This window comes from Pseudomonas sp. GW822-FHT07A10, assembly GCF_058798795.1.
Genome location: NZ_JBXAKV010000012.1, coordinates 63,989 through 84,338, shown reverse-complemented (window position 1 = coordinate 84,338; position 20,350 = coordinate 63,989). Strand labels below are relative to the sequence as shown.

Annotated in this window: 19 protein-coding genes; 18 read left to right on the top strand and 1 reads right to left on the bottom strand. The window is 59.6% G+C overall.

The annotated features are described in order from the left end of the window. The first annotated feature begins 1 nt into the window (after position 1). The 14 genes from waaC (at position 2) to AC1RL4_RS20330 (ending at position 14,725) form a co-directional block, all read left to right on the top strand. Entirely contained in the window at positions 2-1,063 is a 1,062-nt protein-coding gene (gene waaC / locus AC1RL4_RS20395; protein ID WP_019582160.1) for a lipopolysaccharide heptosyltransferase I, read from the top strand. After that, positions 1,063-2,184 carry a glycosyltransferase family 4 protein gene (locus tag AC1RL4_RS20390; protein ID WP_018928558.1) on the top strand — a complete coding sequence of 374 codons (1,122 nt, stop codon included), beginning with the start codon at positions 1,063-1,065 and terminating at the stop codon, positions 2,182-2,184. Before waaC ends, AC1RL4_RS20390 begins: the two co-directional genes overlap by 1 nt. Next, the gene (gene rfaP / locus AC1RL4_RS20385) at positions 2,184-2,990 is read left to right on the top strand and encodes a lipopolysaccharide core heptose(I) kinase RfaP (RefSeq protein ID WP_019582161.1); all 807 of its coding nucleotides are present in this window, start codon (positions 2,184-2,186) and stop codon (positions 2,988-2,990) included. Before AC1RL4_RS20390 ends, rfaP begins: the two co-directional genes overlap by 1 nt. Next, on the top strand, positions 2,990-3,724 hold the full coding sequence (locus AC1RL4_RS20380) for a lipopolysaccharide kinase InaA family protein (RefSeq protein ID WP_019582162.1): 735 nt from the start codon (positions 2,990-2,992) through the stop codon (positions 3,722-3,724). The genes rfaP and AC1RL4_RS20380 overlap by 1 nt, the downstream gene beginning before the upstream one ends. After that, the gene (locus AC1RL4_RS20375) at positions 3,721-4,473 is read left to right on the top strand and encodes a lipopolysaccharide kinase InaA family protein (protein ID WP_028940177.1); all 753 of its coding nucleotides are present in this window, start codon (positions 3,721-3,723) and stop codon (positions 4,471-4,473) included. The genes AC1RL4_RS20380 and AC1RL4_RS20375 overlap by 4 nt, the downstream gene beginning before the upstream one ends. After that, positions 4,473-5,924 carry a lipopolysaccharide kinase InaA family protein gene (locus AC1RL4_RS20370; RefSeq protein WP_064615985.1) on the top strand — a complete coding sequence of 484 codons (1,452 nt, stop codon included), beginning with the start codon at positions 4,473-4,475 and terminating at the stop codon, positions 5,922-5,924. The genes AC1RL4_RS20375 and AC1RL4_RS20370 overlap by 1 nt, the downstream gene beginning before the upstream one ends. A gap of 168 nt (positions 5,925-6,092) precedes the next feature. Then, entirely contained in the window at positions 6,093-6,428 is a 336-nt protein-coding gene (locus tag AC1RL4_RS20365; protein WP_081625785.1) for a YceK/YidQ family lipoprotein, read from the top strand. Positions 6,429-6,602: 174 nt separating this feature from the next. Continuing rightward, complete coding sequence (locus tag AC1RL4_RS20360; RefSeq protein WP_018928552.1) at positions 6,603-8,360, top strand: carbamoyltransferase family protein; 1,758 nt, start codon at positions 6,603-6,605, stop codon at positions 8,358-8,360. Beyond that, positions 8,344-9,474 carry a glycosyltransferase gene (locus tag AC1RL4_RS20355; RefSeq protein ID WP_096481313.1) on the top strand — a complete coding sequence of 377 codons (1,131 nt, stop codon included), beginning with the start codon at positions 8,344-8,346 and terminating at the stop codon, positions 9,472-9,474. The genes AC1RL4_RS20360 and AC1RL4_RS20355 overlap by 17 nt, the downstream gene beginning before the upstream one ends. After that, positions 9,474-10,370, top strand: coding sequence for an antimicrobial resistance protein Mig-14 (locus AC1RL4_RS20350; RefSeq protein ID WP_019582167.1), 897 nt, complete (start codon positions 9,474-9,476; stop codon positions 10,368-10,370). The genes AC1RL4_RS20355 and AC1RL4_RS20350 overlap by 1 nt, the downstream gene beginning before the upstream one ends. 8 nt (positions 10,371-10,378) lie before the next feature. After that, the gene (locus AC1RL4_RS20345; protein ID WP_026331924.1) at positions 10,379-11,809 is read left to right on the top strand and encodes a PIG-L deacetylase family protein; all 1,431 of its coding nucleotides are present in this window, start codon (positions 10,379-10,381) and stop codon (positions 11,807-11,809) included. Further along, positions 11,806-12,762 (top strand): glycosyltransferase family protein, encoded by a 957-nt coding sequence (locus AC1RL4_RS20340; RefSeq protein ID WP_019582169.1) that lies wholly within the window; start codon positions 11,806-11,808, stop codon positions 12,760-12,762. Before AC1RL4_RS20345 ends, AC1RL4_RS20340 begins: the two co-directional genes overlap by 4 nt. Positions 12,763-12,801: 39 nt before the next feature. Next, positions 12,802-13,569, top strand: coding sequence for a glycosyltransferase family A protein (locus AC1RL4_RS20335; protein WP_028940175.1), 768 nt, complete (start codon positions 12,802-12,804; stop codon positions 13,567-13,569). Positions 13,570-13,615: 46 nt separating this feature from the next. Continuing rightward, complete coding sequence (locus AC1RL4_RS20330) at positions 13,616-14,725, top strand: O-antigen ligase domain-containing protein (protein WP_230174567.1); 1,110 nt, start codon at positions 13,616-13,618, stop codon at positions 14,723-14,725. Positions 14,726-14,767: 42 nt separating this feature from the next. On the opposite strand, the gene AC1RL4_RS20325 is transcribed toward AC1RL4_RS20330, so the two are convergent. Beyond that, a complete protein-coding gene (locus AC1RL4_RS20325) occupies positions 14,768-15,409 on the bottom strand; it encodes a BUD32 family EKC/KEOPS complex subunit (protein WP_019582172.1) in 642 nt (213 codons plus the stop codon). 116 nt (positions 15,410-15,525) lie between these two features. Here AC1RL4_RS20325 and msbA point away from each other — a divergent pair, with 116 nt between their 5' ends. From msbA to hldE, 4 genes are all read left to right on the top strand, one after another. Beyond that, a complete protein-coding gene (gene msbA / locus AC1RL4_RS20320; RefSeq protein WP_019582173.1) occupies positions 15,526-17,325 on the top strand; it encodes a lipid A export permease/ATP-binding protein MsbA in 1,800 nt (599 codons plus the stop codon). A 184-nt stretch (positions 17,326-17,509) separates the two neighbouring features. Next, positions 17,510-18,214, top strand: a complete 705-nt coding sequence (locus tag AC1RL4_RS20315; RefSeq protein WP_026331926.1) for a sulfotransferase family 2 domain-containing protein — start codon at positions 17,510-17,512, stop codon at positions 18,212-18,214. Further along, positions 18,207-18,812: an adenylyl-sulfate kinase gene (gene cysC, locus AC1RL4_RS20310; RefSeq protein ID WP_026331927.1), complete on the top strand. Its 606-nt coding sequence runs from the start codon at positions 18,207-18,209 to the stop codon at positions 18,810-18,812. Before AC1RL4_RS20315 ends, cysC begins: the two co-directional genes overlap by 8 nt. Positions 18,813-18,914: 102 nt before the next feature. After that, the gene (hldE, locus tag AC1RL4_RS20305; RefSeq protein ID WP_019582176.1) at positions 18,915-20,336 is read left to right on the top strand and encodes a bifunctional D-glycero-beta-D-manno-heptose-7-phosphate kinase/D-glycero-beta-D-manno-heptose 1-phosphate adenylyltransferase HldE; all 1,422 of its coding nucleotides are present in this window, start codon (positions 18,915-18,917) and stop codon (positions 20,334-20,336) included. The last annotated feature ends 14 nt before the right edge of the window (positions 20,337-20,350 follow it).

Genomic DNA, 20,350 nt, shown 5'->3' with positions numbered 1-20,350 from the left:
TTTGCGGGTACTGTTGATCAAGACTTCTTCGCTGGGCGATGTGATTCACGCGTTGCCAGCGTTGACCGATGCGGCGCGGGCGATCCCCGGCATCAAGTTCGACTGGGTGGTGGAAGAAGGTTTCGCCGAGATTCCGACCTGGCACCCGGCCGTGGGCAAGGTGATTCCGGTGGCGATTCGTCGCTGGCGCAAGAACATCTGGCAGACCCTCAAGAGTGGCGAGTGGAAGCGCTTCAAGCAAAGCGTCCGCGCGACGAAATACGACTTGGTGATCGATGCCCAGGGCCTGCTGAAAAGTGCATTGTTGACGCGCTATGCCAAAGCACCGGTGGCCGGGCTGGACAAGAACTCGGCCCGTGAACCGATCGCCGCGCGCTTCTATTCCCGACGTCTGGCCGTGGCCCGTGGGCAGCACGCGGTTGAACGAGTGCGTCAGCTGTTCGCGTTGGCCCTGGGTTACGACCTGCCCAAAGGCCTGGGTGATTACGGCCTGAACGTCGAGCGGCTGGTGGAGTTGCCGCGCAAGAATCCGTACGTGGTGTTTCTCCACGGCACCACCTGGGACACCAAGCACTGGCCCGAAGCCTATTGGCGCGAGCTGGCCGAGCGGGTGGGGTATCTCGGCGTGGCGGTGAAGCTGCCGTGGGGCAACCCGGTCGAAAAGGCCCGCGCCGAGCGCATTGCCAAAGACATGAAACACGTCGAAGTACTGCCCAGGCTGAACCTGGCGGGTGTCGGCAAAGTTCTGGCCGGTGCGCAAGCCTGCGTGGCGGTGGACACCGGCCTCGGTCACCTGGCTGCGGCGCTGGACGTGCCGACCCTGTCGCTGTTCGGCCCGACCAATCCAGGCCTGACCGGCGCCTATGGCAAATCGCAGATTCACATGGCCAGCGACTTCCCTTGCGCACCGTGCCTGCAAAAGAAATGCACCTATCAACCGACGGCCGACGATGCCCGTCGGTTTGACCTGAAGCGCGAGTGGCCCCTGTGCTTCACGCGTCTGAATCCCGAGCGTGTCGCGAGCCGACTGAGCACGTTGTTACTGGCTGAGGAGCTGCGCTGATGCAATTGGCATTTGTCCTGTACAAGTACTTTCCGTTTGGCGGCTTGCAGCGCGACTTCATGCGCATCGCCCTTGAATGCCAGCAGCGCGGCCATCAAATTCGTGTCTATACGTTGATCTGGGAAGGTGACATCCCGCCGGGCTTCGAAGTGTTGGTGGCGCCGGTCAAGGCGTTCTTCAATCATCGGCGCAACGAGAAACTCACCGAATGGATGGAGGCCGATCTGGCCAAGCGCCCGGTGGATCGCCTGATTGGTTTCAATAAAATGCCGGGCCTGGACGTTTACTACGCCGCCGACGGCTGCTTCGAAGACAAGGCGCAAAACCTGCGCAACTCGCTGTACCGTCGCTGGGGCCGCTACCGGCACTTCGCTGAGTACGAACGCGCGGTGTTCGCCAAAGATGCCAAGACCGAAGTGCTGATGATTTCCGAAGTCCAGCAGCCGCTGTTCATCAAGCACTACGACACACCGCTGGAGCGCTTCCATTTGCTGCCACCGGGCATTGCCCAAGACCGTCGTCGCCCCGCGAACGCGGATGAAATTCGCGCCGGGTTCCGCGCCGAATTCAACCTGAAGGACGATGAGCTGCTGCTGGTGCAGATCGGTTCCGGGTTCAAGACCAAAGGCGTGGACCGTAGCCTCAAGGCACTGGCCGCGCTGCCCGCCGAGCTGAAAAAACGCACCCGGCTGTTTGTAATTGGCCAGGACGACCCCAAAGTATTCCAATTGCAGAGCGCCACATTGGGGCTCGGCGACAACGTGCAATTCCTCAAGGGCCGCAGCGATATCCCGCGCTTCCTGCTCGGTGCCGATCTGCTGATCCACCCGGCGTACAACGAAAACACCGGGACGGTATTGCTTGAAGCCCTGGTAGCCGGTTTGCCGGTGTTGGTGAGCGCGGTGTGTGGGTATGCCCATTACATCGCCGAGGCCGACGCGGGTCTGGTGCTCGACGAACCCTTCGATCAGGCGCAACTGACTCAGTACCTGACCGGCATGTTGAACGACACTGATGCACGGGCGGCTTGGAGCCGCAACGGTCTGGCCTTCGCCGAGACGGCCGACCTCTACAGCATGCCGCAGCACGCGGCCGATGTGATTCTGGCGGAGCACGCTTAATGAAGTTGATGCTGGCTGAACCGTTCAAGAGCCTCTGGGCCGGACGCGACCCGTTCGCCGAAGTCGAGGGCCTCAAGGGCGAGGTGTACCGCGAGCTCGAAGCGCGCCGGACACTGCGAACTGAAGTGGACGGCCACGGGTACTTCGTGAAGATCCACCGGGGCATCGGCTGGGGTGAGATTTTCAAGAACCTGCTGACCGCCAAGCTGCCGGTGCTGGGCGCGGGCCAGGAGTGGAAGGCCATTGAGCGTCTGCAAGAAGTCGGCGTGCCGACCATGACTGCCGTCGCTTATGGCGAAAAGGGCAGCAACCCGGCGGATCAGCATTCGTTCATCGTCACTGAAGAATTGGCGCCCACCGTCAGCCTTGAAGATTTCAGCATCGACTGGGTCAAGCACCCGCCGGAGCCCAAGCTCAAGCGCGCCCTGATCGCCGAAGTCGCACGCATGACCGGCATGATGCACCGCGCCGGGGTCAACCATCGCGACTGCTACATCTGCCACTTCCTGCTGCACACCGATAAGCCGGTGACCTGCGATGACCTCAAGTTGTCGGTGATCGACTTGCACCGCGCCCAGGCCCGCCCGACGATTACCCGGCGCTGGCGCAACAAGGACCTGGCGGCGCTGTATTTTTCGGCGCTGGAGATCGGCCTGACCCGTCGCGACAAACTGCGTTTCCTCAAGGGGTACTTCCAACAACCTCTGCGCCAGATTCTGGTTGAAGAAGCCGGGTTACTGGCGTGGCTCGAAGGCAAGGCCAACAAGCTCTATGAGCGTAAACAGCGCTACGGGGATGCGCTCTGATGTCGGGTTGGACACTGGAGCCGGCTTACAGCGATCTGGCAGAAGATTTCGGCAGTCTTGATGCGGTGTTTGCCCTCGAGGGCGAGCGACTGACCCATGATCCGCTGTCTGAAGTTATTCGCGTCCAGCGCAAAGGCGTCAACTATTACGTCAAACGCTACGTCAGTGCCGGCAAAGGCCTGCGACGCTACCTGGGAAAACCTCGGGTAAAGGCCGAGTGGCAGAACCTCAAGCGTTTCGCCAAGTGGGGCATTCCCACCGCAGAGGTTGTGGCCTGGGGGTTGGAGCGGCACGGTGTGACGTACGCCCGTGGGGCAATGATCACCCGCGAACTGCCGCGTACCGAAGACTTGTCGGTCCTGGCTAATCGGCGTGATCCGAAACTGGCGGACCGCGCCTGGGTTGATACCGTCAGTCGCCAATTGGCCGGTTACACCCGGACCATGCACGACAACCGTTTCACTCATAATGATTTGAAGTGGCGCAACCTGTTGGTCGACGATGAGGCCCGGCTGTTCCTGATCGATTGCCCCAACGGCGATTTCTGGCGCGGCTTCTGGCTCAAATACCGCATCACCAAAGACCTGGCCTGCCTCGACAAGGTCGCCAAGTATCACCTGTCGGCTACCCAGCGCCTGCGCTTTTACCTGCAATACCGCCAATGCGCCCGGCTCGACGCCGCGGACAAGAAACGCATTCGGCACGTGGTGAGATTTTTTGAGGGACGCGAATGACTGATTTTCTGGCTGCTGAAGACCGTGCGCTGTTCGAGCGTCATGGTCTCGGCACCTTCGACGCACTTTGGGCCAAACAGCTCGACGCGGTGGACGAGCCCAACACCGGCCGGGGTGGCTGGAGCAGTGTGTTTCGGCTGGATCTGGACGGTCATGGCTACTACCTCAAGCGCCAGAGCAACTACCTGACGCGCTCCCGGCATTCGCCCTTTGGCGAGCCGAGTTTTGCCCGTGAGTTTCGCAACATAAGTCGTTATCGGGCGCTGGGTATTCCGGCGCTGCAGGCGGCGTTTTTTGGTGAGCGCAAGGTCGACGGTGAAGTTCGGGCGATTCTGCTGACTCACGCGCTGGACGGTTGGGATGATCTGGATTCGCTGTTGCAGCGCTGGTCGGAGCTGAGCGCGATACAGCACTCGGCCATTCTCAAGGCCTGTGGGCAACTGGCGCGACGCCTGCACGGCAGGCGCCAGGTCCACGGTTGCTTCTACCCCAAGCACATTTTTCTTCAGGCCACCGGCGACGGCTATCAGGCGCAATTGATCGACCTGGAAAAAACCCGGCCGCTGTTTTTCGGCCGGCGTGATCGGGTCAAGGACCTGGAGCCGTTGCTGCGTCGGGCGCCGGAATGGAGCGACAGCCAGCTGCGCGAATTGTTGGCGGTTTATCTGGATCAGTCGCTGAACAGTTCGCGGGTGGACCGCTGGGTATCGCGCCTGAGTGCGCGCCGCAGTAACAAGGAGACGCGTTGATGCGTTTGTCCGAACTGAAAAACGCCGGCCGCAGCCCGAGCCTGCCGCTGAGTATTCCACTGGCCGATGCCGCGGGGCCTGCCGATTTGCAGCTGCTGAGTCTGCTGCGGGTATTGCCGGGGCAGCGTTATGTGGGTGCTGGTGTCTGGCGCGGCCGGCCGGTGCTGGCCAAGTTGTTGGTCGGTGGCAAAGCGGCGCGGCATTTTCAACGTGAACTGGACGGCGTGCGTTTGCTGGCCGCTCAGGGGCTGACCACGCCGTTGTTATTGGCCGATGGCCTCAAGGATGGCGAGGGCGGTTGGCTGTTGTTCGATTTCCTTGAGGGCGCCGAGAGCCTGGGGGATGCCTGGAAGCAGGTCGAACACTTGCCCGCATTGGCGGATGAACAATCCGCGGTGCTGGCTGAGGCGTTGGGCGCCATCGGCCAACTGCACAGCAAAGGCCTGTGGCAGGAAGACCTGCACCTGGACAACCTGCTGCGCCATGGCGGTCAGTTGTATTTGATCGATGGCGCCGGGATCTGCGTCGAAACGGCGGGCAAGCCACTGTCGCAACAGAAAGTCCTGGAAAACCTCGGGGTGTTTTTCGCCCAGTTGCCCAAAGTGCTGGAACCCTTCACCGAAGAGTTGCTGGTGTATTACCTGCTGAGTAACGGCGAACACGCGTTGCCGATGGAGGCGTTGCAAAAACAGATCGACAAGGTCCGTCGCTGGCGTTTGAAGGACTTTCTGATCAAGGTCGGCCGCGAATGCACGCTGTTCAGCGTCCAGCGTGGTGCGTTCGGCTTACGGGCGATTCGCCGTGAGGAAGAGGCCGCGATGCTGCCGGTGCTGGCACAGGCCGACGCCTTGCTCGATCAGGGGCATTTGTACAAGACCGGCGGCGCGGCGAGCGTCGGCAAGGTCGAGGTGGCCGGGCGCACACTGGTGGTCAAGCGTTACAACATCAAAGGCTTTACTCACTGGCTCAAGCGTTTCTGGCGCCCGAGCCGCGCCTGGCACTCATGGCGCGAAGGCAATCGCCTGGCGTTCCTCGGTATTGCCACGCCAAAACCATTGGCGTTGCTGGAGAAGCGTTTTCTCTGGCTGCGCAGCCGGGCGTACCTGGTGACCGAGTATTTGCCGGGGCCGGACATCATCGAGCGCTTCGCGCCGTACGTTGAGAGCGGGGACGCGCCAGAAGCTGAGCTGCAGGCTCTGGATTACCTGTTCGCCGAGCTGATTGGCGAGCGGATCAGCCATGGCGATTTCAAGGGGCATAACCTGTTCTGGCAACAGGATCGCTGGGCGCTGATCGACCTGGATTCGATGTGTCAGCATGGTTCGCTCAGCAGCTTTGCCCCCGCGTATGCGCGGGATCGGGCGCGGTTCATGCGCAACTGGCCCGAGAGCAGTGCGCTGTACCAAGTGATTGATCAGCGTCTGCCCAAAGATATCTCTAGCGCTGCTTGAATCGGGTCTTCGACCCCATCGCGGGCTTGCCCGTGATGGGGTCAGATCAGTCTCCCGAGATCTGGCGGACAAGTTCTTGTGAATTGTCCTACATGATCTGCAGAGCCCATGAACTGTGCCCTGAATAGCCACGATGCTAGTTTGCCTGACGTTCTCGGAGGGCAGATTTTGACGATAAAAATGGCTGTGATGTTGAGCTCTTTTTCACTGGCGCTGTCTGGCTGCGGGACCGCTGTCACGGTGCTGCAGGATGACGAAGAGGCCGCCCGTGGCCTCAGAAAGCAAAAGACCTACTGTCAGTCCATTCCTCGCATCTACAGCGGTCTGGCTCACGACTTTTGTCTCCTCCATGCGCCACCCGATCCCACGGGTATTCTGGTGCCGTTCGTATTGCTGGACTTGACCCTTTCGGGTGTATTCGACACGGTTTTCTTGCCCTATACGATTTACCGGCAGGCTGCCGACGGAAATATCAGGATTTACTGGCGGCCGGGTCGCGGATGAGCAAAGGCGAACGCTTGGGCTCGACGTCATCTTCACGGCACCGATAAGGGCAGGGTCATTCCCGCCACGTTTACGCTATAATCCCGCCCTTTAGCTGTCTCTCGCCCCTTGCGAGGGCACATTAATTTTTGAGGCGCGTTGCGCCTGCATGCAGACTAAAGAGGCTAGACCCCTGTGGCATTGACGATTCTTGGCCTGTCCGGCGCCCTTAGCCATGATCCTTCCGCAGCCTTGTACATCGACGGCAAGCTGGTCGCGGCGGCTGAAGAAGAGCGTTTCGTGCGTGATAAACATGCAAAGAACCGCATGCCTTACGAATCGGCGAAATTCTGCCTCGAGCAGGCTGGCATCAAGCCATCCGACGTTGACGTGGTGGCGATTCCATTCGCACCGATCAGCCTGTTCGGCAAGGCTCGCTGGCACTACGCCAAGCGCTACTGGTACGCCCCGGACCGCGCCCTCGATGCGATCCTGATGGGTAACCGTCGCTACAAGCGCTATCGCAACAAGATTGTCTGGTGCCTCGAGCAATTGGGTTTCGATCCGAAAAAGATCAAGATCGAGCCGGTCGAGCACCACTTGGCCCACGCCTCCAGCGCCTACCACTGCTCCGGTTTCAAAGAGAAAACCGCGATCCTGGGGATCGACGGCAAGGGCGAGTACGCCACGACTTTCTTCGGTTATGGCGAAAACGGCAAGATCCACAAGATCAAGGAATTCTTCGATCCGGACTCCCTCGGCGGCCTGTACGGCGCGATCACCGAGTTCCTCGGCTTCGAAATGCTCGACGGTGAGTTCAAGGTCATGGGCATGGCGCCGTACGGCGACGCCAGCAAATACGATTTTTCCCGTCTGGCCTCGTTCGAGAACGGCGAGCTGGTGATCAACACCGACTACGCCAACGTCATCGGCCTGCGTCGTTATAAAGAGAAGGGCAAGGGTTTCTACTTCTCGCCGAAGCTGATCGAGTGGCTGGGTCCGAAACGTGAAGGCGACATCGCCGACGAGCCGTACATTCACTACGCCGCCAGCATGCAAGCGCTGTTCGAGAAACTGGCGTTGCAGATGATCGACCATTACCTGGGCGATGTGCTCAAGGAAACCGGCAAGCTGGCCTTCGCCGGTGGTTGTGCGTTGAACGTCAAGCTGAACCAGAAAATCATCGCCCGCGACGACATCAAAGAATTGTTCGTCCAGCCTGCGTCCGGCGATGCCGGTACCGCGGTGGGTGCGGCCGCTTACGTGTCTCATGCTCGTGGTGTACCGGTCGAGAAGATGGAGCACGTCTACCTCGGCCCGTCCTACAGCAATGAAGACGTGATCGCGGCCTGCGCCCGTCACGCCGACAAGCCAAAGTGGCGCAAGCTCGACAACATGCCGGAGCAGATCGCCAAAATCATGGTCGATGGCAACCCGGTGGCCTGGTTCCAGGGCCGCATGGAGTTCGGTCCGCGTGCCTTGGGCGGTCGTTCGATCATTGGCTGCCCGAGCGTGGCCGGCGTGGCGGACCGTATCAACCATCAGATCAAGTTCCGCGAGCGCTGGAGGCCTTTCTGCCCGTCGATGCTCGACACCGTTGCGCCGCAAATGATCAAGATCGATCACCCGGCACCGTTCATGACCTTCACCTTCGAAGTGGCTGAAGAGTGGAAAACCCGCGTGCCGGAAGTCGTCCATGAAGACGGCACGTCCCGGGCCCAGGTGCTCAAGCGCGAATACAACCCGCGCTACTACGACATGATGAAGGCGTTGGAAGTACTGACCGGCAACGGTGTGTCGCTGAACACTTCGCTCAACCGTCGTGGCGAGCCGATGATCTGCTCGCCGACTGACGCCTTGAACATGTTCTTCGGTTCCGACCTGCAGTACCTGATCATGGAAGACATTCTGGTGGTCAAAGAAGGCGCGGACGCTTATGACTCGCTCGGCTGAACGCCATGTGCTGCAGTTCTGTCACGGCTATGACGGGCCGTTTCTGGACTGCGCCCGGCAGTACGCCAGCCTGTTCGCGGGGACCGGTTATCGCGTGACCACGGTGTTCCTGACCGGGGCTGCAGATAGCCAAGTCGCCGCGAACTGTGCGTCCGACGAGGTGCTGTTCATGGAGTACAGCTCCAAGGCCATTCGTGGCCTGAAGCTGGGCGCCATCGGCGATCTGCGCAAGATCGCCGCATCGCGCAACTTCAGTTTCTGCATCGCTCATCGTTTCAAACCGATCTACATCGCCCTGCTCGGCACCTCGTTGCCGGTGATTGGCGTGCATCACGCGTTTGGTGATTACCAGCGCCGCACCCGCAAGCTGTTCGCGCATATTTTCCGCAAACGCCTGAGCCTGCTCGGCGTCTCCGACGCGGTGCGTGACGACATGCGCCGTTGCTTGCCGAAATGGCCGCAGGAACGGATTCAGACGCTCTATAACCGGATTGATGTGCAGGCGTTGCAGGCCAGCCAAGTGTCGGTTCGCGAGGCCCGGGAAACCCTCGGTCTGTCGATGGATGCCTGGATTGTCGGCAACGTCGGGCGCCTGCATCCGGACAAGGATCAGACTACGTTGTTGCATGGTTTTGCCACCGCATTGCCGGGGTTGCCGGCCAACAGTCAGCTGGTGATTCTGGGCAGCGGTCGGCTGGAGCAGGACCTCAAGGCCCTGGCGCGCGAACTGGGTATCGGCGATCGCGTGCTGTTCCTCGGCCAGGTGCCCGAGGCGCGTCGCTACTTCCGCGCTTTCGATGTGTTTGCCTTGAGTTCCGATCATGAACCGTTCGGCATGGTATTGCTGGAGGCCATGGCCGCCGGTGTGCCGCTGCTCGCCACCGCGTGTGGTGGCGCCAGGGAAGTGGTCGAAGGTGTGGGCATTCTATTTCCGCTGGGCGATGCCGGGCACTTGGCTCAAGGGCTGCAACATCTGGCCGCGATGGACGAGCAGCAACGCCGGCAGTGCGCCGAGCTGATGTTCGACCGCTTGCGTGAGCGCTTCTCCGATCGCGCGGTGCGCGATGCTTTCTGGCATTTGCCGCACGTTACCGAACTGGCACCGAGGGGCTGATGCTCAACCGATTTCAAGGCTGGCGCGAGCGTGGCTGGGTGCAGGTCGACGCCTCGACTTATGCACAAACCTGGCAGCGTTTTGGCGGCAGCGTCGCGACTCATCCTCTGGTGGTCGAACGTCTGGCACAGTTGGCCGACATCCCGGTGCGTTACCTGGCTTGGGAGCAGGACGGCGAAGTGAAAGCCGCCATCCCGACCTGGGGGCGCGACCTGGCGCTGTCCAAGGACGTGCTCAAGCGCACGGGTAAAAAAGGCCTGTTCGACCTCGGCAATGCCGAACTGATTCTGCCGGCCGCCACCGATGCCCAGGCACCGCTGCGCCATCGGGGGCGTTACCTGTCGGCGCTGAGCGAAGGTCGTTTTACCGGTATCAAGCTGCAGACAGAACAACTGGCGCTGGCCCGTACGCCTGAAGAATTGTCGAAAAAGTTTCGCTACAACCAGCGCCGCGAGTTGCGTCTGCTGGAAGAGGCGGGCGGCGTGGTGCGGCCGGTTACCGAGTTTTCCAGCAGTGAACTGGCGGCGATCTATTGCGACCTGTTCCAGCGTCGCTGGGGCTTTCCGGCCACCGGTGCCGAGCGTATGGGCGAGGTGATCGAGTTGTTGCGCGAGTTGCTGATCGGCTCGGTGATTTTCCTCAACGACGCACCGATTGCGACTCAACTGGTGTACCGCGTCGAGGCGCCGGAATGGATCAGCGTCGAATACGTCAACGGCGGTGTCGATCCCGAGACCCGCGAATTCAGCCCTGGCAGCGTACTGAGCTTCCTCAACACCCAAAGCGCCTGGGAACATGCCCGCGCGTTGGATAAACCCCTGCGGTTTTCCTTTGGTCGAACCGACCGTGAGTACAAGGACCGTTGGTGCAATTCTGTGCCGGTCTTCACGGTATGAGCCAACCCATGAGCCGAAAACAGCAACTGCTCAAGCGCCATCGGCGCAACAAACGCATCGGCCTGTTGATTGCGTTGATGCTGCTGATCGCGATCGGCGTGCTGGTGGTCTGGTGGCTGCCGCTGGTGTTTGCGGTGCTGGGCTGGATCGCCCACGAGGCATGGTTTGCCGACCATCTGTTTTATTCCCCCCAAGACGATTACCAATACAGCTTCCCGCCGTATACACCACAGCCCAAGATCCATCTGGACGGTGAACGGCTGCGGCTGGATGAGGGTGTCATGCTGGTCGATGACGCCACGCTGGTACTGGCGTTGCGGGTGAAAAGTACTTGGCTGGGGCGCTTTATCGATCCGGTGGTCGAGTTGCTGGGGGGGGATAATCCCGACCGGCAAACTTTCGAGCGCGGTGTAAATGGGCTGCGTTATCTCAATCTCAGTGGTCAGTCACGGGTGCTGTCACAGGGTGAATTACGTTTGCGCGGGCGTTTCTGCCGATTGCTTGGTGAGCCAGTACTTTGGGCGTTCGAGCATCCGGATTACAGTCGTCAACGGGTGATGGTGATCGCCCCGCACGCCGACGACGCCGAGCTGGCGGCATTCGGGCTGTACAGTAGCGCAAGTCAGAGTTGGGTGGTGACCCTGACCGCCGGAGAAATTGAGGCCGGGCACTATCGACAGATGGGGCTCAATGATGTCGAAGCGTCCCGCATGAAAGGTTCACTGCGTGCCTGGGACAGTGTCAGTGTGCCGTTGTGGGGAGGTGTACCTCAGGAGCGCTGTATACAACTGGGGTACTTCTGCCTGCAATTGCCCGCCATGCAGAGAGCACCCGCCGAGGCCGTAGCGTCCCGCGAGGCACAGCTTGGCGATACCCGATATTTCCGACGGTTCAATCCGTTTGCCTTGGGCAGTGACGTTGATGGTCTGCCGTCCTGGAACAATCTGCTGGCGGATCTGCGTGAGTTGATCGAGCGCATTGAACCTCAGATCATTGTCTTGCCGCATCCACACTTTGACCCTCATCCAGACCATCTGTGCTCGCAGCAGGCAGTGATGCAGGCATTAAGCGGCACGACTTGGCAACCCGACACCTTATTGCATTACGCCAATCATTTGCACGACAACGATCGCTGGCCAATGGGCGATGCCGGTACAGGCGTAGCGCTGCCACCGCAGATGGATACGCATGAGCCGCTGCGGCCCTGGACGCTTTGTTTGTCCGCCGAAAAACAATGGCATAAGGCCATGTCGTTGGGCATGATGCACGACCTTCAGCCCGGGCCTCCCTTCAAGCGTCTACTTCGCCGGGCAATACAACGTTGCCTGGCGGCCCGACGCTGGCCGGCATTCGGCGAAAACGAGTTCTTCCGTAAAACAGTGCGACGCCACGAGTTGTTTTGGGTCCAAGAGCAGTCTGGAAAGAGAGAGTCCAATTGAAAGTTCTGTTTCTGGTTCAGAAGGAGCAGCGAGCGATCCTTGACCGACTGTATGACGGGATCGCCGAGCATTGCGAGTGCGACAAGCGTGAATTGACCAGTGCAGAGCAGGACGACTTGCGTGGCTACTTTCGCAGGCATGTCGATGTGACCCTTTATGACCGGATCGTGTTTTTCCTGCGCTTCAAAAAAGAAATCAGACAGGTGAGGTTCATACAAACCCTGCCCAATCTGGTTATTCTTGAACACGATGCGTACCAGAATTACATCCCGTGCAAATACACCGGGAAATTCAGTGCCCATTACCGCAAGTTGCCGTGGGTACGGGTGATCAGCTCGGGTTTCATGGTCAGCCAGCGCTTGCGTGATGAAGGTTTTGACGCGCACTTCGTGCCCAAGGGCTACGATCAGGCGCTGTTGCAAAACCGTCAGCGTGAGCGTGATATCGAGCTGGGTTTCGTTGGCAGTCTCAATAGTGTGGCGTATGCCGGTCGCAAGGCCATGCTCGAGTCGGTGGCCGACGTCGAAAACTTGCTGATCACTCGCACCGGGTCGGGTGAGGAGTACTGCGAGACGTTGAGCCGGATCCGTTACTTCGTGAGTGCCGATGTCGGCATGGGCGAATACATGATCAAGAATTTCGAGGCCATGGCCTGTGGTTGCGTGCTGTTTGCTTACGATCAAGGGGAAGCAGAGAATCGCGCGCTAGGTTTTGTTGATATGCAGAATATTGTGCTCTATCGGACACGCGACGAACTCAGAGAGAAACTCGCCGTGTTGCGCGCGTCCTCGCAACTGGCCGAGGCCATTTCGTTGGCCGGTCAGGCTCTGGTAGAGCAGCGCTATACCTTCCGGGCGGTGGGGCATGCGATTGTCGATGCCATGCGTGCGCCGTTGCGCGAGCGGGTGCCGCTGAGCTGGAAAGAGAAACTACGCTTGTCGTTGGGGCTGTGAAGCCGGGCGATTAAACAATAAATGGTGCGGTGTAAATAAATGCTGTTCAGCGATACTAGCGACATTTCGATCGTCATCACCAGTTGCGGCCGCTTCGATCTGTTGAAGCGGACTCTGGAGACACTTGACCGGTTCAACACGGCCCCCATCCGTAAAGTGTTCATTACCGAGGACTCCGGCGACAGTGCCGTAGAGGCCTGTATTCCGGAGCACTGGAGGGCGCACACCCAGTTCTTCATCAACAATCCGCGTCTGGGTCAGTTGCGATCCATCGATGCCGCCTATTCTCAGGTGCAGACGTCATGGATCTTCCATTGCGAAGACGACTGGGATTTTTATCGCGAAGGGTTTATAGAAGATTCCCAACGACTGTTGGAGGAGGATCCACAGGCGCTGCAGGTGTGGTTGCGCAGCTTCAATCATGACCTGATGGTTCACAGTCCTTATGTGTTCCTGGGCGAACGAAAAATCAGCCATGGCGTTCCTTTCTACATACTGGGCTCGCACAAGGCGGACTGGCAGGGTTTTTCCTTTAACCCAGGGCTACGCCGTCGCGCGGATTACCTGTTGCATGCACCGTATTCCGGGTTATCCGGAGAGAAAGACTTGTCGCGTCTGTATGCCGGGGAAAACCGCTATGCGTTGATTCTGGAAAACGACGCGGTATTGCACACCGGCTTCGGTGAACATGTGGTGGTTCCACAGGAGCGTGCGAACAAATTGAAGCGCAAACGTCTCGATCGGCTCAAGCTGATGGCAGCCCTTATTATCGGTTTGGCAACAGGTTGGGTGCTCCATGGGATTTAGCGGCGCGAAGCCTGGAAAGATCACCGTCACGTCTTATTTTGGAACGATGCTCTGTCTGTTTCTGCTGAGCTTCATAGTGGGCTGGTCGTCGAAGTGGACCAACAACCTGTTTTACGGACTGATGGTATTGCCGGGCCTGTTTTTCCTGATCAAGGAGCGCGGTAACGGCTTGCTCAAGCAGCCGTTGATGTGGGGCTGGCTGGCATTTCTTCTGTGGTTTGTGGTGCCTGCGGCGATTGCCGGACACTTGCAGTTCTACAAGCACATTTTCTATGTGCTGATGTTCGTCATGGTGCTCGGCGCATTCACCGAACCTCGCTTTTTCCGCAGCCCCCTGTTTGTTCGTGCGCAGTTCTGGATCCTGGCGGTGTACATTTTCGCCTGGGCGGTCTACAGCTGGGCAACTGGTGAGTATGCCGTCGGTAGTCGGGTGGCATTGCTTCCTGCACGTTTGCAGAACGTCATATATGCCGGTATCTGGCTGTTGTGCGCGCTGGCGCTGGCATTGCCATTCTGGCTCAGGGAACGCAAGTTCGTCGAAGCTGGCTTGGCCGTCGCTTTTTCGTTATTCGCGGTAGTCTACATTCTGCAGGCACGCACGGCGTTGGTAGGGGCCGTGTTCCTGGCGGGAATCTGGGTGCTTTATGGGATCTATCACAAGCCGCGGCAAGTTGGCGGCGGCGTCGCGATTAGTCTGATGCTCATGGGGCTGTTGTTCCTGGCGGTGCATAACGACGCCTGGTACCAGGCATTGTGGACGCGCGGCGATTCGTACCGCATCGAGATTTTCGAAGTCATGGTTGGCGAATGGCACCGTTGCGGCTGGGTACTGGGTTGCGGCATCGACTTCCACACCACTCAGGTGCTCGACGGCTGGATGCCGATCCAGCATCCGCACAATATTTTCGTCTCGCTGGGGCTTTACAGCGGCGCCGTCGCACTGGTGTTGTTCATCGCTGTGATGGCGGCCTCGCTTTGGCAGGCCTGGCGTATGCGTGATGAGTGGGGCGTGTATCTGGCGTGTGCGCTAGTGATGTTGAATTTCGACGGCGGCTTGTTGATCGGTAATCCAGACGAACTATGGCCATTGGTGCTGTTGCCGGCGGGGATGATCCTTTCTCGGGCATTGCAAGCGCAGCGCCAGGCACTAGTGTAATACCTGACCTTCGTCCCATCCCCAGGGACGAAGGTGTCTGGATCATTTTTGCAGAGCGATGCTCAGTTCCTCCGGGGAGCAGGTGCTCTGCGTCTGGCCATAATTCTTCATGAAGACTTCGCCGCGACCGTCGAGCAACCATAGGCGGTCTTGCGGGTATCTCACCATGTGCTTGAAGTTGCGCAGCCGTAGGCTCTTGCGCAGCGGACGGCGATAAACCCGCATGTCTGCAATATCGATCAGGCCCAGCTGATGCTCGGGCGTGAGCACGATATTGCCCAGGTGCGCTGAACGGAAGTAGATCCCGCGCTCATGCAAGGTGGCCATGAAGGCCCCCAGCTGACCGCGCAGTGGGTCGGCATCGTCCTGGGCATCCAGAAGTTGGCGCAGGGTCCGACCCGGTAACGGGTCGTAATGCACGGCATCGCGCTCGATGCTGGGGATGCGGTAGACCTGACGTATCGACGGGCAGGGAATCTGCCGCTCATGCAGTGCGTCGCAGTTGTCGGCAAAGCGTTTGGCGTAGGGGTACCAGGCAGCCGATGTCAGCAGGCGCTTGCGGCGAAACAGCTTGAGGATCGAGCCGTCCGTCAACCGCAGAACCTTGTCCCCGGAGCCATCGGCTTCAAGGACTTGTGCTCCCTCGCGCAGGGCGAGGTATCGGGGGTGGTCAAGCACTTGCATCAATACTCCAGGTTTCGACGCCGTGAGGCATGGATAGCCGGTCATGTTACCGCAGCTCAGTGACTAAAATGGCCTGTGTTACACTCGCGGGCTCTTTTCTCATACAACGGGTTCTCATGACTAGCCCTGATTCGCCTGCGCCGTCGAGCTTGAAAATTTACCTGCGCCTGCTGTCGTATGTGCGCCCGTACTGGGGCATGTTCGCCATCAGTATCGTCGGCTTCGTGATCTTTGCTTCGACGCAGCCCATGCTGGCCGGGATTCTCAAGTATTTCGTCGACGGCTTGAGCAACCCGGAAGCGGTGCTCTTTCCCAATGTGCCTTATCTGAAGGACTTGCAGCTGCTGATGGCCGTGCCGTTGCTGATCATCCTGATCGCCGCGTGGCAAGGCCTGGGCTCGTTTCTTGGCAACTACTATCTGGCGAAGGTTTCGCTGGGGTTGGTGCACGACTTGCGCGTCGAGCTGTTCAACAAGTTGCTGGTACTGCCTAACCGTTATTTCGACACCCATAACTCCGGGCATCTGATTTCACGCATCACCTTCAACGTGACCATGGTTACCGGCGCCGCCACCGACGCTATCAAGGTGGTGATCCGCGAAGGCCTGACTGTGGTGTTTCTGTTTGCCTACCTGTTGTGGATGAACTGGAAACTGACCCTGGTCATGCTGGCGATCTTGCCGCTCATCGCGATCATGGTCGGCAGCACCAGCAAGAAATTCCGCAAGCAGAGCAAGAAGATCCAGGTGGCCATGGGCGACGTGACCCACGTTGCGTCCGAGACCATCCAGGGGTATCGCGTTGTGCGCAGCTTCGGTGGCGAGAGCTATGAAGAGCGCCGCTTTGCCGAAGCCAGCCAGGGCAACACGGACAAGCAATTGCGCATGACCAAGACCGGCGCAGTCTACACGCCGATGCTGCAGTTGGTGATCTACAGCGCCATGGCCGCGCTGATGTTCCTGGTGCTGTTCCTGCGCGGCGATGCGACCGCCGGTGACCTGGTGGCATACATTACCGCCGCAGGCCTGTTACCCAAGCCGATTCGGCAGCTATCGGAAGTCAGCTCGACGATCCAGAAAGGCGTCGCCGGGGCCGAAAGCATTTTCGAGCAACTGGATGTCGAGCCGGAGCTGGACAAGGGTACAGTCGAGAAAGATCGGATCAACGGTCATCTGGAGGTGCGCAACCTGAGCTTCACCTATCCGGGAACCGACCGTGAAGTACTGAAAAACATCAGTTTCACCGCGGCACCGGGGCAAATGATCGCACTGGTGGGGCGTTCCGGCAGCGGCAAGTCGACGCTGGCCAGCCTGATTCCACGCTTCTATCACCACGAAACCGGCGAGATCCTGCTCGATGGCGTTGAAATCGAAGACTATCGCCTGCGCAATCTGCGTCGTCATGTTGCCCAGGTGACGCAACACGTCACGCTGTTCAATGACACGGTTGCCAACAACATCGCCTACGGTGATCTGGCCGGCGCGCCGCGTGCGGATATCGAGAAAGCTGCCCAAGACGCCTACGCCATGGATTTCATCGCCCAGCTGCCGCAGGGGCTGGACACCGATGTCGGCGAGAACGGTGTGCTCCTCTCCGGCGGTCAGCGACAGCGTCTGGCGATCGCCCGCGCCTTGCTGAAAAACGCGCCACTGTTGATTCTCGATGAAGCGACGTCGGCACTGGATACGGAGTCTGAACGGCACATTCAAGGCGCGCTGGATCGAGTCATGAAAGGTCGCACGACGCTGGTCATCGCTCATCGGTTGTCGACCATTGAGAAGGCTGACCTGATTCTGGTCATGGATCAGGGCCGGATCGTCGAGCGCGGCACCCATGCCGAGCTTCTGGCACAGAACGGCTACTACGCCCGCCTGAACGCCATGGGCCTCGATGCCCCGGCTGAAGACATCGCCTGACTCGATGCAAGGGTGAGCCCTGCTCACCCTTGCGTTCACCGGCGTGCAACGCGTCCGGTGGATTGTATCCAGACTTTTACGCTTGTTGACCAAACCGGAATAAATCTCGGCAACGCGCTTGTTAAGGTTCCTGAACGAACTTTGACTTCAAGCGATGGGGCAACCCTTTCGCGCGGGTACTGCCATGCTGCAACGCTATCTCTGGAAGCTCTTGCCCAAGTCGCAGCGGGCTTTTCTGCTGGGGCGCCTGTCGGTCGTGGACCGTCAGGTGGTCAACAAATCCATGTCGGCCAATCTGGGGTTTCCTCAGGCCTTCGAACAGCATTCCTGTCTATTCATTCATGTCCCCAAATGTGCCGGGAGCAGTGTGTGTGCAGCGCTGTTCGATGGCTGGAGCCCTGGGCACTTGCCGTTGTATTGGTACGAGCAGCAATTCCCCGAACAGTTTGCCACCAGTTTTAAGTTCGCCTTCGTTCGTGATCCGCTGGAAAGGGCTTACTCGGCTTATGCCTTTTTGCGCGGCAACGAGTTGGGTCGGCGCGACCAGGCGGCGCAGCAGCTGGTCAGCCACTACCGCGACTTCGATGATTTCGTCGCTCGCTGGCTGCATTCGGAGACGATCAGCCGACAAATACATTTTGCCGCGCAAACGGATTTTCTGACCGACTCTCTGGGGCATCTGGCCCCGGATTTCATCGGCTACCAGGAGCATCTGGAGCGAGATTTTCGCTTGGTCTGCGAACAGTTAGGCCACTCGGTGGTGTTACCTCACCTCAACGGCTCGCAACAGCGGCGTCCGATGCTTGCCCGCGATTTCTGCTCGGTGCGTACCCGTCGGCTGGTGCGACGGGTGTACCAGCGCGATTACGAAATGCTCGGTTATGAATGAGACCCTGTCGATGCCTGTTCCGGAGATCAGGCCTTACGATTTATCGCTGTCGAACCACGACCGCGCGGTTATCAAATCCCAGCACCCGCGCTGCCTCTGGCTGACGGGCCTTTCAGGCGCGGGCAAGTCGACCCTGGCCAATGCGCTGGAGCTGCAACTGAATCGGCATGGGCTGCACACGTTTCTGCTTGATGGTGACAACTTGCGCAATGGCCTGTGCCGCGATCTTGGGATGAGTGCCAAGTGTCGCCGGGAAAACATTCGACGCGTGGCCGAGGTGGCGCGGCTGATGGTCGACGCGGGTTTGATTGTGATTGTCGCGGCGATCTCGCCGTTTCGAGCCGAGCGAGACGCTGCCCGTCGGTTGTTTGCTGAGGGTGATTTCATTGAGGTGTATGTGAGCACGCCGTTCGCGGTATGCGCGCAACGCGACCCCAAAGGCTTGTATCAAGCGGCCCGGCAAGGGCGGATCAAGGACTTTACGGGTATCGACAGCCCTTATGAGGCGCCGCTGACGGCGGAGTGCGAGATCGATACCCAGGTGCTGCAACTTGAAGATGCTTGCCGTCGTTTATCACAATTTCTGCTCAATAAATGATCAGAAACCCCCGCTGATTCATCAGGTTGCAGCCGTCCAGCAAGCCAGCACCAACCCTGTGTTAATATCGCGCCCCTGTTCATTTTGTATGTGGGTTGCTCCATGAAGTTGTCCATGCCGCGATTCAATCAAGCCCCTGTCTTGGTGGTCGGCGATGTCATGCTCGACCGTTACTGGCATGGTGGTACCTCACGGATCTCCCCTGAGGCGCCGGTACCGGTCGTCAAGGTCGATCACATCGAGGACCGCCCGGGCGGTGCCGCCAACGTTGCCTTGAACATTGCCGCGCTCGGTGCGCCGGCCTCGCTGGTCGGTGTGACCGGCGACGACGAAGCCGCCGACAGCCTGGTCAATAGCCTCAAGGGCGCTGGCGTGCGAGCGTTGTTCCAGCGCATTGCGCACCAGCCGACCATCGTCAAGCTGCGGGTCATGAGCCGTCACCAGCAATTGCTGCGTATCGACTTCGAAGAATCCTTCGCAACCGACGCCCTGGCGCTGGGCGAGCAAGTCGACGAATTGCTCGAAGGCATCAAGGTGCTGGTGCTGTCCGACTATGGCAAAGGTGCGCTGAAAAACCATCAGGTACTGATCCAGGCCGCCCGTGCCCGGGGCATTCCGGTACTGGCTGATCCCAAGGGCAAGGATTTCTCGATCTACCGCGGTGCGAGCCTGATCACCCCGAACCTCAGCGAGTTTGAAACCATTGTTGGCGGTTGTGCCGATGAGCACGATCTGGTGAGCAAGGGCGCGCAACTGATGCACGACCTCGACCTCGGTGCGTTGCTGGTAACCCGTGGCGAGCACGGCATGACCTTGTTGCGCCCGGATCATCCGGCACTGCACCTGCCGGCCCGTGCCCGTGAAGTGTTCGACGTGACTGGCGCCGGCGACACGGTGATTTCTACCCTGGCGGCGGCGATCGCCGCTGGCGAAGAGCTGCCTCATGCGGTGGCCCTGGCTAATCTGGCGGCGGGCATCGTGGTTGGCAAGCTCGGTACTGCTGCCATCAGCGCACCGGAACTGCGTCGCGCGATTCAGCGTGAGGAAGGCTCCGAGCGCGGTGTGCTGGGCCTCGAGCAGTTGCTGCTGGCGGTCGATGACGCGCGAGCACACAAAGAGAAGATCGTGTTCACCAACGGTTGCTTCGACATCCTGCATGCCGGCCACGTGACTTACCTCGAACAGGCGCGCGCCCAGGGTGATCGCCTGATCGTGGCGGTCAATGACGATGCGTCGGTGAGCCGCTTGAAAGGGCCGGGTCGGCCGATCAACAGCGTCGACCGTCGCATGGCGGTACTGGCAGGTTTAGGCGCCGTGGATTGGGTGATCAGCTTCTCTGAAGGCACTCCCGAAAACCTGCTGCGTGCGGTCAAGCCGGATGTACTGGTCAAGGGCGGTGATTACGGGATCGACCAAGTGGTTGGCGCGGACATCGTCAGCGCTTACGGCGGGACCGTGAAAGTGCTGGGGCTGGTGGAAAACAGCTCAACCACGGCGATTGTCGAGAAGATTCGCAATCACTGATTTTGGATGAGGGC